Source organism: Agromyces sp. NPDC058064 (assembly GCF_042885275.1).
Classification (GTDB): Bacteria; Actinomycetota; Actinomycetes; order Actinomycetales; family Microbacteriaceae; genus Agromyces.
On sequence record NZ_JBHVSE010000004.1, the window covers coordinates 129,380 to 141,504 of the forward strand.

Annotated in this window: 13 protein-coding genes; 11 read left to right on the forward strand and 2 right to left on the reverse strand. The window is 70.6% G+C overall.

Translation table 11 applies throughout. From position 1 onward, the window contains the following. The first annotated feature begins 62 nt into the window (after window positions 1–62). Genes lepA through hemW form a run of 3 tightly spaced genes read left to right on the forward strand, consistent with a single transcriptional unit; the run spans window position 63 to window position 3,806 of the window. Entirely contained in the window at window positions 63–1,919 is a 1,857-nt protein-coding gene (gene lepA, locus ACFVSL_RS14430) for a translation elongation factor 4 (protein WP_386941668.1), read from the forward strand. Between the two features lie 7 nt (window positions 1,920–1,926). After that, window positions 1,927–2,577 (forward strand): DUF1990 family protein, encoded by a 651-nt coding sequence (locus ACFVSL_RS14435; RefSeq protein WP_386941669.1) that lies wholly within the window; start codon window positions 1,927–1,929, stop codon window positions 2,575–2,577. A gap of 2 nt (window positions 2,578–2,579) precedes the next feature. Beyond that, the gene (gene hemW, locus ACFVSL_RS14440; protein ID WP_386941670.1) at window positions 2,580–3,806 is read left to right on the forward strand and encodes a radical SAM family heme chaperone HemW; all 1,227 of its coding nucleotides are present in this window, start codon (window positions 2,580–2,582) and stop codon (window positions 3,804–3,806) included. Here the strand turns inward: hemW and ACFVSL_RS14445 are convergent. Both ACFVSL_RS14445 and ACFVSL_RS14450 read right to left on the reverse strand, forming a co-directional pair. Beyond that, on the reverse strand, window positions 3,803–4,183 hold the full coding sequence (locus tag ACFVSL_RS14445) for a DUF4870 domain-containing protein (RefSeq protein WP_386941671.1): 381 nt from the start codon (window positions 4,181–4,183) through the stop codon (window positions 3,803–3,805). The two genes, hemW and ACFVSL_RS14445, sit on opposite strands and share 4 nt — an antisense overlap. A gap of 110 nt (window positions 4,184–4,293) precedes the next feature. After that, window positions 4,294–4,710: a DUF4870 domain-containing protein gene (locus ACFVSL_RS14450; protein WP_386941672.1), complete on the reverse strand. Its 417-nt coding sequence runs from the start codon at window positions 4,708–4,710 to the stop codon at window positions 4,294–4,296. 180 nt (window positions 4,711–4,890) lie between these two features. On the opposite strand from ACFVSL_RS14450, the gene hrcA reads away from it, so the two are divergent. From hrcA to era, 8 genes are all read left to right on the forward strand, one after another. Beyond that, complete coding sequence (gene hrcA, locus ACFVSL_RS14455) at window positions 4,891–5,913, forward strand: heat-inducible transcriptional repressor HrcA (RefSeq protein ID WP_386941673.1); 1,023 nt, start codon at window positions 4,891–4,893, stop codon at window positions 5,911–5,913. A gap of 51 nt (window positions 5,914–5,964) precedes the next feature. Then, on the forward strand, window positions 5,965–7,062 hold the full coding sequence (dnaJ, locus tag ACFVSL_RS14460) for a molecular chaperone DnaJ (RefSeq protein ID WP_386941674.1): 1,098 nt from the start codon (window positions 5,965–5,967) through the stop codon (window positions 7,060–7,062). Window positions 7,063–7,075: 13 nt separating this feature from the next. Then, complete coding sequence (locus ACFVSL_RS14465) at window positions 7,076–7,810, forward strand: 16S rRNA (uracil(1498)-N(3))-methyltransferase (RefSeq protein WP_386941675.1); 735 nt, start codon at window positions 7,076–7,078, stop codon at window positions 7,808–7,810. Window positions 7,811–7,834: 24 nt separating this feature from the next. Continuing rightward, on the forward strand, window positions 7,835–8,197 hold the full coding sequence (locus ACFVSL_RS14470; protein ID WP_386941676.1) for an HIT domain-containing protein: 363 nt from the start codon (window positions 7,835–7,837) through the stop codon (window positions 8,195–8,197). A 67-nt stretch (window positions 8,198–8,264) separates the two neighbouring features. Then, window positions 8,265–9,284 (forward strand): PhoH family protein, encoded by a 1,020-nt coding sequence (locus ACFVSL_RS14475; RefSeq protein WP_386941875.1) that lies wholly within the window; start codon window positions 8,265–8,267, stop codon window positions 9,282–9,284. Continuing rightward, window positions 9,281–9,742 (forward strand): rRNA maturation RNase YbeY, encoded by a 462-nt coding sequence (gene ybeY / locus ACFVSL_RS14480; RefSeq protein ID WP_386941677.1) that lies wholly within the window; start codon window positions 9,281–9,283, stop codon window positions 9,740–9,742. The genes ACFVSL_RS14475 and ybeY overlap by 4 nt, the downstream gene beginning before the upstream one ends. 2 nt (window positions 9,743–9,744) lie before the next feature. Beyond that, window positions 9,745–11,061, forward strand: a complete 1,317-nt coding sequence (locus tag ACFVSL_RS14485; RefSeq protein ID WP_386941678.1) for a hemolysin family protein — start codon at window positions 9,745–9,747, stop codon at window positions 11,059–11,061. Beyond that, entirely contained in the window at window positions 11,054–11,947 is an 894-nt protein-coding gene (era, locus tag ACFVSL_RS14490; protein ID WP_386941679.1) for a GTPase Era, read from the forward strand. Before ACFVSL_RS14485 ends, era begins: the two co-directional genes overlap by 8 nt. Window positions 11,948–12,125: the final 178 nt, after the last annotated feature.

The following is a 12,125-nucleotide window of genomic DNA, read 5'->3' on the forward strand; positions in this document are numbered from 1 at the left end:
TCGGGGCCCGCCGCGAGGCATCCGTCGAAAGTCTGAAGCGAAGTCATGGGAGAATCGTCTGGATGTCTCCGAGAGCTGTGAACCCGCCGGTGCCCGCCGCCACCGACCCCGCGTCGATCCGCAATTTCTGCATCATCGCGCATATCGACCACGGCAAGTCGACGCTCGCCGACCGCATGCTGCAGATCACGGGCATCGTCAGCGACCGCGACATGCGCGCGCAGTACCTCGATCGCATGGACATCGAGCGCGAGCGCGGCATCACGATCAAGAGCCAGGCCGTGCGCATGCCGTGGCAGCAGGGCGACCGCGCCTACGCCCTCAACATGATCGACACCCCGGGGCACGTCGACTTCTCGTACGAGGTCTCGCGGTCGCTCGCGGCCTGCGAGGGCGCGATCCTCCTCGTCGACGCGGCGCAGGGCATCGAGGCCCAGACGCTCGCGAACCTGTACCTGGCGCTCGAGAACGACCTCGAGATCATCCCGGTGCTCAACAAGATCGACCTGCCGGCCGCCGACCCCGAGAAGTACGCGAAGGAGCTCGCCGACCTCATCGGCGGTTCGCCCGACGACGTGCTGAAGGTCTCGGGCAAGACGGGCGTCGGCGTCGAGGAGCTCCTCGACCGCGTCGTCGAGCGCATCCCGGCTCCCGTCGGCGATGCGGATGCCCCGCCGCGGGCCATGATCTTCGACTCCGTCTACGACAGCTACCGCGGCGTCGTCACCTACGTCCGCATGATCGACGGCCAGCTGAAGCCGCGCGAGCGCATCCAGATGATGTCGACGAAGGCGACCCACGAGATCCTCGAGATCGGCGTGAGCGCGCCCGAGCCGCAGCCGTCGAAGGGCCTCGGCGTCGGCGAGGTCGGCTACCTGATCACCGGCGTGAAGGACGTGCGCCAGTCGAAGGTCGGCGACACCGTCACCACGGCCGTGAAGCCCGCGACCGAACCGCTCGCCGGCTACACCGAGCCGCTGCCCATGGTGTTCTCCGGGCTCTACCCGATCGACGGCAGCGACTACCCCGAGCTCCGCGAGGCGCTCGACAAGCTGAAGCTCTCCGACGCCTCGCTCGTGTACGAGCCCGAGACCTCGGTCGCGCTCGGCTTCGGCTTCCGCTGCGGCTTCCTCGGCCTGCTCCACCTCGAGATCGTGACCGAGCGCCTCCAGCGCGAGTTCGGCCTCGACCTCATCGCGACCGCGCCGAGCGTCGTCTACGAGGTCACGACCGAAGACCGCAAGACCGTCACGGTGACGAACCCGAGCGAGTTCCCGACCGGTGCGAAGATCACCGAAGTGCGCGAGCCCGTCGTGAAGGCCGCGATCCTCGCCCCGAAGGACTACGTGGGCACCATCATGGAGCTCTGCCAGTCGCGCCGCGGCACGCTGCTCGGCATGGAGTACCTCGGCGAGGACCGCGTCGAGATCCGCTACAACATGCCGCTCGGCGAGATCGTGTTCGACTTCTTCGACCAGCTGAAGTCGAAGACCGCGGGCTACGCGAGCCTCGACTACGAGCCGACGGGCGACCAGGCCGCCGACCTCGTGAAGGTCGACATCCTGCTCCAGGGCGAGCAGGTCGACGCGTTCAGCGCGATCGTGCACCGCGACAAGGCCTACGCCTACGGCGTGCTCATGACGGGCCGCCTTCGCGAGCTCATCCCGCGCCAGCAGTTCGAGGTGCCCATCCAGGCCGCGATCGGCGCCCGCATCATCGCCCGCGAGTCGATCCGCGCGATGCGCAAGGACGTCCTGGCGAAGTGCTACGGCGGTGACATCAGCCGCAAGCGCAAGCTCCTCGAGAAGCAGAAGGAGGGCAAGAAGCGCATGAAGATGGTGGGCCGCGTCGAGGTTCCCCAGGAGGCGTTCATCGCCGCGCTGAGCGGCGACGTCGAGAAGAAGGACGCGAAGAAGTAGACCCCCGATGACCCGTAGAAGCACCTTCACCGACCAGTCCGTCACCTACGGCGCGATCGGCGCGACCCTCGACCCCGACTTCCTCCGGTATCCGCCGGCGGGCCTCCGCCCCGCAGAGGACGCGGTGCGGCTCGGCTCGGGTCGCGAGCGGTTCGAACGCTCGGCCGAGGCGCTGATGACCTGGGGCGTGCAGCGCGGCTCGGGCTTCACGGTCGCCGACGTCTCCGCGGGCACGGGCGCGCAGTACCCGGGCATCGTGTTCGACCACGACGGTTCGCCGCTCTCCGAGCAGCCCGCGCCCCGCACGGAGGACCGCTTCGGCGCCGACGGCACCGCGTACATCGCCGCAGGCATGACCGCGACCCTGGTGCGCCGCCGTCGCTTCGGCGCGACGAAGACCCCCGTGCTCGTCGTGTACGTCATCGACGAGCCGAACCGCATCGGATTCGCGTACGGCACGACGTCGAACGGCGCCGAGACGGGCGAGGAGTCCTTCATCCTCGAGCATCGCGACGACGACACCGTGTGGCTCACCATCCGGTCGATCTTCGCCACCGCCGGCGGCCTGAGCACCGTGCTCGCACCGACCCGCCGCCGTCGCCGCCGCGAGCTCACCCGCGACGAGCTCCGGGCGCTCCACCCCGCGAGCGGCGCGTAGCCGTGGGCGCCGCGCTGCCGCTCGGCGACCCCGCACCGGCCGACGGCCTGCTGCCGTCGTCGGCCGCGCTCGGCGCGGACGACCGTGCGTTCGGCGTCTACGTGCACGTGCCGTTCTGCCGGGTGCGGTGCGGCTACTGCGACTTCAACACCTACACCTCCGACGAGCTGCGCGGGGCGAGGCAGAGCGACTACGCGGGCCAGGCGATCGGCGAGATCCGGATGTCACGCGGTGTGCTCGAGGCATCCGGCCTGCCCGCTCGACCGGCGCAGACCGTCTTCTTCGGCGGCGGGACGCCGACCCTGCTGCCCGCTCGCGACCTTGTCGCGATGCTCGGCGCGGTGCGCGACGAGTTCGGCCTCGTACCGGGCGCCGAGGTCACGACCGAGGCGAACCCCGACTCGGTCGGCCCCGACGACCTCGCACGCCTGGCCGACGGCGGCTTCACCCGCGTCTCGTTCGGCATGCAGTCGGCGGTGCCGCACGTGCTCGCCGCGCTCGACCGCACCCACGATCCCGAGCGCGTGCCGCTCGTCGTCGGGTGGGCGCGCGACGCGGGGCTCGACGTCAGCCTCGACCTCATCTACGGCACTCCGGGGGAGTCGCTCGACGACTGGCGCCGCAGCGTCGAGCACGCGGTCGCGCAGCGCCCCGACCACCTGAGCGCCTACGCCCTCATCGTCGAGGACGGCACGAAGCTCGCCAGGCAGATCCGCCGCGGCGAGCTCGCCGAGCCCTCCGACGACCTCGAGGCCGACATGTACGAGCTCGTCGACGAGCAGCTCGAGGCGGCCGGGTACGAGTGGTACGAGGTCAGCAACTGGGCGTCGAGCCCCGCGCAGCGCTCGCGCCACAACCTCGGCTACTGGCGGGGCGACGACTGGTGGGGCGTGGGCCCCGGCGCGCACAGCCACGTCGGCGGCGTGCGCTGGTGGAACGCGAAGCACCCCTCGGCGTACGCCGACCGCATCGCAGCGGGGGTCTCGCCGGCCGTCGGCCGCGAGGTGCTCGACGGGCCGACCCGCGAGACCGAGCGCGTGCTGCTCTCGACGCGCATCCGCGAGGGGCTCGAGATCTCGAGCCTGCACGCGGGCGGGCGGCACGCCGTCGCCGCGCTCATCGCCGACGGCCTCGTCGACGCGAAAGCCGCCCTCTCGGGTGTGCTGACGCTCACCAGGAGAGGGCGGCTCTTGGCCGACGCGGTCGTCCGGCAGCTGCTCGAGGGCTAGCTGACGAACTTGATCGCGAGCGGGTAGGTGTAGGGCTCGCCCTGGTTGGCCTTCACGGCGGCGATGATGCTGAACACGATCGTGACGACGCCGACGGCGATCAGCACGAAGATGCCGATCAGGACGAAGGTCAGGATGATGCCGACCACGTAGGCGATCGCCATCGTGATCTGGAAGTTCAGCGCGGTCGCGGTGTGCGCGCGCACGAAGGGCCCCTTGTCCTTCAGGATGAGGTAGCCGATGAGCGCGGGGACGAAGCTGAAGAAGATGCCGCCGATGTGGATGAGCGTCGCCCAGAGCTTCTCATCTGACGGGCTCAGCTGCTGGCTCTGGCCGTAGGGGTTCGCCGGCGGGGGAGGCGGGGTGGCGTCGGACATGGGGTTTCTCCTTGCTCGGGTCGCCCGAAGGCGAGACTTCGTCAACCGTCATGCTGGCACAGCAGAGCGCGCCGCGGGAAGAGCCCCGGCGGCGCGCTCGAAAGGTGCTGCTACTTGATGAGCCGGATGGCGAAGGGGTAGCGGTAGTGGTTGCCGTCCTTCGCCTTGAGGAAGCCCTGGATCGAGAAGACGATGACGACGACCCAGAGGGCGAGCGGCAGGACCCACCCGATCAGCGCCCAGAAGCCGAAGGTGACGGCCGAGAGCACCGAGTTCACGATCAGGATGGCGACGTAGGCGATGGCTGCGGTGATCTGGAAGTTCAGCGCCTCCTTCGCCTCGACGTTCGTGAACTGGCCGCGGTCCTTGAAGACGAGCCAGATGATGAGCGAGGGCAGGAACCCGAGGATGCCGCCGAGGTGGGCGAAGGAGGCCCACTGCAGGTCCTGCTCGTGCGTGAGGGGGCCGGCCGCGGCGGGCTGGGGCTGGCCGGCGGGGTCGGGCTGCGGGGGAGTGGGCTCGGTCATTGCACGCCTTTCGGGCTTCGGTGAACTCGGGTGCGGGAGGGGGTTCGCGGTCGGGAGGACTCGCGGGACATCCATACGGTAGCGCTGCGAACCGCCGCGGGCAACGGCCTCGTCGCCCGACGTCGCGATATGATTAGCAGTCAGACAGATCGAGTGCTAAGTCGTCGGAGGGAGCGGGGCATGGCCTCAGAACGCAGTCTCGCAGTGCTTCGGGCGATCGTGCAGGACTACGTCGCGTCTCGCGAGCCCGTCGGCTCGAAGACGATCGTCGAGCGCCACGCGTTCGGCGTCTCCGCCGCCACGATCCGCAACGACATGGCGCTCCTCGAAGAAGAGGAGCTGATCGCCGCCCCGCACACGTCCTCCGGTCGCATCCCGACCGACAAGGGGTACCGCGTCTTCGTCGACCAGCTCACCGAGGTGCGCCCGCTGAGCTCGGCGCAGCGGCAGGCCATCGAGACCTTCCTCGGCGAGTCGAGCGACCTCGACGAGCTCCTCGCCCGCACCGTGCGCCTCATCTCGCAGCTCACCAAGCAGCTCGCCGTCGTGCAGTACCCGAGCTTCGCGAGCGCCAGGGTGCGCCACGTCGAACTCGTCTCCCTCTCGCCGAACCGGGTGCTCTGCATCCTCATCGCCGACTCGGGCCAGGTCGAGCAGCGGCTCGCCGAGCTCGAGCAGCCCGTCGAGGAGTCGACGCTGGCCGAGCTCCGGCTGCGCCTCAACGAACTCGTCGCCGGCACGACCATGGCCGATGCCACTGCGCTCCTCTCCGGCGAGATCGACGCCGTCGATCCGCGCCACGCGGAGGTGCTGCACACGCTCGCGGCGACCCTCGCGGAACAGGCGAGGGTGCAGCGCAGCGACCGGCTCGTCGTCGCGGGTGCGGCGAACCTCGTGCGCACCGAGCAGGACTTCGCGGGCTCGATCCTCGGGGTGATCGAGGCGATCGAGGAGCAGGTCGTGCTCCTCAAGCTCTTCGGCGAGATGTCGGGCGACGAGCACGCGGTCGCGGTGCGCATCGGCCGCGAGAACGCCTCGTTCGGGCTCGGCGAGACCTCGATCGTGTCGAGCGCGTTCGAGATCCCGGGCCGCGACATCTCGCGGCTCGGCGTCGTCGGCCCCACCCGCATGGACTACTCCAACAGCATGGCCGCCGTCCGCGCGGTCGCCCGCTACCTCTCCCGCACGCTCGGCGAGAGCTGACCTTCCGCCCGTCGCAAGACCGGCATCCGCAATCGAAAGGACAAGCCCTCCGTGGCCGACCACTACGAGGTCCTCGGCGTCTCGCGCGAAGCGACGCCCGACGAGATCAAGAAGGCGTACCGCCGACTGGCTCGCGAACTCCACCCCGACGTGAACCCCGGTGCCGAGGCATCCGAGCGGTTCAAGGAGGTGACGCACGCGTACGACGTGCTCTCCGACCCGAAGCAGCGCCAGCAGTACGACCTCGGCGACCAGGGCGGCTTCGGCGGCCAGGGCTTCGGCGGGTTCGGCGACATCTTCGAGACCTTCTTCGGCGCGGGCCAGCAGAGCCGCGGGCCGCGGTCGCGGCGCGAGCGCGGCCAGGACGCGCTGATCCGCGTGGAGGTCGGCCTCGACGAGGTGATCTTCGGCACGCATCGCGACATCGAGGTCGACACGGCCGTGCGCTGCGAGACCTGCCAGGGCTCGTGCTGCCAGCCGGGCACCTCGCCCGTCACCTGCGACATCTGCCGCGGCACCGGCCAGATCCAGCGCCAGGTGCGGTCGCTCCTCGGCAACGTGATGACCTCGAGCCCGTGCGGCACCTGCCGCGGCTACGGCACGATCATCGCGACGCCGTGCGTCACCTGCCAGGGGCAGGGCCGCGTGCGGGCCCGCCGCACCGTCCCCGTCGACATCCCCGCCGGCGTCGACACGGGCGTGCGGCTGCAGATGCCGGGTTCGGGCGAGGCCGGCCCCGCGGGCGGCCCCAACGGCGACCTCTACCTCGAGATCAAGGTCAAGAACCACGACGTGTTCAGCCGCAACGGCGACGACCTGCTGGCGACCCTCGAGGTCGCCATGACCGATGCGATCCTCGGCACGAACGCCACGATCCACGCGCTCGACGGCGACGTCGAGGTCGAGCTGAAGGCGGGCGTCCAGAGCGGCGAGGTCGTCACCGTGCGCGACCGCGGCGTGACGCGCCTCCGCGGCAACGGCCGGGGCGACCTCAAGATCGGGGTCCAGGTCGTGACGCCGACGAAGCTCTCGTCGAAGGAGCGCGACCTCATCGCGCAGTTCGCCGCATCCAAGAAGTCGCCGGCACCCGAGCTCACCCATTTCCAGCAGGGGCTCTTCGCCCGCCTGCGCGACCGGTTCCTCGGCTGAGCAGGGCCGCGCGATGAGCAGCCTCTACCTCGACGAGACCCTCGACCTCGGGGGGCTCGCGCCCGGCGCCGAACTCCGGCTCACGGGCGACGAGGCGCGCCACGCCGTCACGGTCGCCCGCGTGCGGCCGGGCGAGCGCATCGCCATCGGCGACGGCCGCGGGGTCGTCGTGCGGGGGCAGGTCGTCGCGACCGAGTCGCGCGAGCTCACCCTCCTCGCCGACGAGGTGCTCGTCGAGGAGCGGCCCGCGATCGCGATCACGCTGGTGCAGGCCCTCGCGAAGGGCGACCGCGACGAGCTGGCCGTCCAGGCCGCGACCGAGCTCGGCGTCGACGCCGTCGTCCCGTGGGCGGCGGCCCGGTCCGTCTCGCGCTGGGAGGGGCCGAAGGCCGAGAAGGGTCGCGCCCGCTGGGCGAGCATCGTCCGCGAGGCCGTCAAGCAGTCGATCCGCTCATGGCTGCCCGAGGTGTCTCCGGTCTCGACGACGGCGCAGCTGCCTGCCCGTCTCGAGGGCGTTCGGATGCTGCTGCTCGAGCCGACCGCGACGACGCCCCTCTCCGAGCTGCGGCCCGACGGCCGAGACCTCGCCCTCGTGGTCGGGCCCGAGGGCGGCATCTCGCCCGAGGAGCTCGCGAAGCTCACCGCCGCGGGCGCCGAGCCGGTGCGCCTCGGCGCCTCGGTGCTGCGCACCTCCACGGCGGGGCCCGCCGCGATCGCCGTGCTCAACGCGGCGCTCGGGCGGTGGTAGCCCATCGCTCGCTACGATGGAGTGATGACCGACTCGCCCGCTGAACCGACCGTCTTCGAGCGCATCGTCGCGCGCGAGATCCCCGCGCGCATCGTCGCGGAGACCGACCGGGTGATCGCGTTCCACGACATCGCGCCGCAGGCGCCGGTGCACGTGGTCGTCACGACCAAGACGGCCGACTACCGCGACGTCGTGGGCCTGGCCGAGGGCGATCCCGAGCTGCTCGCCGAGCTCGTCGAGGTCGCCCGGGGCATCGCCGCGGAGCTCGCCGACGGCGAGTTCCGGCTCGTCTTCAACACCGGGGCATCCGCCGGTCAGACCGTCTTCCACGTGCACGCGCACGTGCTCGCCGGCGGCCTCGAGGAGGGCACGCTTGCCGGAGCCTGAATCGATCGATCCCGACGCGCCCGAGGCCGGCGCCGACGAGGAGCGCCTCCGCATCGACGGCGTCGCCATGGTGCGGCTGCTCGGCCCGCAGGATCGACTGCTGACGACCGTCCAGCGCGAGTACCCGGGCGTCGAGGTGCACGTCCGGGGCAACGAGATCTCCATCCGAGGGGACGTCGACGAGCGGCGCCGAGTGCGCCGCCTCATCGAGGAGCTGCTCGAGCTCGTGCGCCACGACCAGGATCCGACCCCGACCGAAGTGAGGAGCTCCGCTCGCATGCTCGACGCCGATCCCGACGCGAAGCCGTCAGAACTGCTCGGACAGGTCATCGTCTCGAGCCGCGGCAAGACCATCCGGCCGAAGACCGAGGGCCAGCGCGCCTACGTCGACGCCATCGACGAGAACACGATCGTGTTCGGCATCGGCCCGGCCGGCACCGGCAAGACCTACCTCGCCATGGCGAAGGCCGTGCAGGCGCTCCAGCGCAAGGAGGTCAGCCGCATCATCCTGACCCGGCCCGCCGTCGAGGCCGGCGAGCGTCTGGGGTTCCTGCCCGGCACCCTGACCGACAAGATCGACCCGTACCTGCGCCCGCTCTACGACGCGCTCAACGAGATGATGGACCCGGAGCTCGTGCCGAAGCTGCTCGCCTCGGGCACGGTCGAGGTGGCGCCCCTCGCCTACATGCGCGGCCGCACCCTCAACGACTCGTTCGTGGTCCTCGACGAGGCGCAGAACACGACGCCCGAGCAGATGAAGATGTTCCTCACGCGCCTCGGCTTCGGCTCGAAGATGGTCGTCACGGGCGACGTCACCCAGGTCGACCTGCCCGGCGGCGCCTCGGGGCTCCGCCTCGTCACGCGCATCCTCGATCGCATCGACGACATCCACTTCGCCCGCCTGACGAGCGACGACGTCGTGCGGCACACCCTCGTCGGCCGCATCGTCGACGCCTACACCGAGTTCGACCAGCGGCAGCAGGCCCAGCGCTTCGAGCGCGCCGAGGCCCGCGAGTTCGCGAACCGCGCCGAGCGGCGCGGGCACGCCGGACCCCGCGACCACCTGCCGAGAAGGGGCACGTCTTGAGCATCGAGATCAACAACGAATCCGCGATCGAGGTCGACGAGGCCGCGATCCAGCGGCTGGCGGTCTACGCGCTCGACGCGATGCACGTGCACCGCGACGCCGAACTCGCCATCGTGCTCGTCGACGAGGGCGCCATGGAGCAGCTGCACGTGCAGTGGATGGACGAGCCGGGCCCGACCGACGTGCTGAGCTTCCCGATGGACGAGCTGCGGCCCGGCACCGAGGAGGCGCCGACCCCGCCGGGGCTCCTCGGCGACATCGTGCTCTGCCCGCAGGTCGCCGAGTCGCAGGCCCGCACCGCCGGCCACGGTCTCGTCGACGAACTGCTCCTGCTCACGACCCACGGCATCCTGCACCTGCTCGGGTTCGACCACGCCGAGCCCGACGAGGAGAAGGAGATGTTCGGCATCCAGCGCGACATCCTCGTGGGCTTCGCGATGCAGGAGCGCCGCCGCTGACCATGCTGCCCTGGCTCTTCCTCGGCGCCGCCTTCCTGCTCGTCGCGTTCGGCGGCCTCATGGCCGCCGTCGACGCGGCGGTCGGCGTGAGCTCGCGCGCCGACCTCACCGACCTCGCCCTCGGCGCCCGCGCCCGACGGTCGATCCTCGCGATCGCCGACGACACGGGCGCCCACGTCAACACCGTGAACTTCGTGCGCATCGTCGCCGAGACCACCGCCGCGGTGCTCGTGACGCTCGCCTTCACCTTCTTCATCGACGACATCTGGCTCGTGCTGCTGTGCGCAGCGCTCATCATGACGGCGGCCTCCTTCGTGCTGGTCGGCGCGAGCCCGAGGAGCGTCGGGCGGGCCCACGCACCCATGGTGCTGCGGCTGACCGCACCGCTCGTCCACTTCTTGCGCGTGCTGATCGGCCCGCTCGCGGGCGCGCTCGTCTCGCTCGGCAACCGGGTCACGCCCGGCAGCCTGCGCTTCGCCGGGGTCTCGAGCGAGGAGCAGCTGCTCAGCATGGTCGACGAGGCCGCCGAGTTCGAGGTGCTCGAGGAGGGCGACCGCGAGCTCATCCACTCGATCTTCGAGTTCAACGACACCGTCGTGCGCGAGATCATGGTGCCCCGCACCGACATGGTGACGATCGACGCGACCGCGCACCTGCCGCACGCGATGGCCGTGTTCCTGAAGGCCGGCTACTCGCGCATCCCGGTGATCGCGCACGACGCCGACGACGTCACCGGCATCCTCTACCTGCGCGACCTCGCCCGGCTCGGGTTCGAGCGACCCCTCGACGCGGAGGCGCTGACGGTCGGGGAGCTCGTGCGACCCGCGGTGTTCGTGCCCGACTCGATGAAGGCCGACGCGCTCCTGCGGCAGATGCAGCTCGAGTCGAACCACCTCGCGATGGTCGTCGACGAGTACGGCGGCATCGCCGGGCTCGTGACCCTGGAGGACCTCATCGAGGAGCTCGTCGGCGACATCTCCGACGAGTACGACCGCGAGGCCGCCCAGGTCGAAGACCTCGGCGACGGCCGGTACCGCGTGAACGCGCGCCTGCCCGTCGACGAGCTCGGCGAGCTCTTCGGCCTCGACCTCGAGGACGAGGACGTCGACTCCGCCGGCGGGCTGCTCGCGAAGGAGCTCGGGCGACTGCCGACGTCGGGGGAGCACGCGATGGTCTCGGGCCTCCGGCTCGAGGCCGAGCGCACCGAAGGCCGACGCAAGCGCATCTCGACGATTCTCGTCGAGGCAGATCAGGCCCTCATCGACGCGCGCGCCGCGTTCGATACGGGCGACTCCGTCGAGAGGAACCATCGTGACTGACTACCGTGCCGGATTCGTCTCCTTCGTCGGGCGCCCGAACGTCGGCAAGTCGACGCTCACGAACGCCCTCGTCGGCGAGAAGGTCGCCATCACGAGCTCGAAGCCGCAGACGACCCGCCGGGCGATCCGCGGCATCGTGCACCGCGAGCACGGCCAGATCATCCTCGTCGACACCCCGGGCCTGCACCGCCCGCGCACCCTGCTCGGCGAGCGGCTCAACACGCTCGTGCAGTCGACGCTCGGCGACGTCGACGTGATCGCGTTCTGTGTGCCCGCCAACGAGCCGATCGGCCCGGGCGACCGCTTCATCAACGAGCAGCTCGAGCAGTACCCGCGCGCGAAGAAGGTCGCGATCGTCACCAAGACGGATGCCACGTCGAAGTCCAAGGTCGCCGAGCAGCTGCTGGCGGTCTCCGAGCTGCGCGAGTGGGCGGCGATCATCCCCGTCTCGGCGCCGCGCGGCGAGCAGCTCGACGTGCTCGTCTCCGAACTGCTGGCGCTCCTGCCCGAGTCGGACCAGCCCCTGTATCCCGCCGACGCCCTCACCGACGAGGACGTGTCCGACCGCATCGCCGAGTTCATCCGCGAGGCGGCGCTCGAGGGCGTCTCCGACGAGCTGCCGCACTCGATCGCCGTCGTCGTCGACGACATGGTCGAGCGCGAAGACAAGGACCTCCTCGAGATCTACGCGAACCTCTACGTCGAGCGTGACAGCCAGAAGGGCATCATCATCGGCAAGGGAGGCTCGCGCCTGCGCGAGGTCGGCACGACGGCCCGCGCGCAGATCGAGGGACTGCTCGGCCGCAAGGTGCACCTCGCACTGCACATCAAGGTCGCGAAGGAGTGGCAGCGCGACCCGAAGCAGCTCGGCCGGCTCGGGTTCTGATCGGCAGTGCGACTCGGGTGGGCCGTGGGCAGTTCGGCCGGCTCGGGTTCTGATCGGCAGTGCGACTCGGGTGGGCCGTGGGTAGCTCGGCCGGCTCGGGTTCTGATCGGCAGTGCGACTCGGGTGGGCCGTGGGCAGCTCGGCCGGCTCGGGTTCTGATCGGCAGTGCGACTCGGGT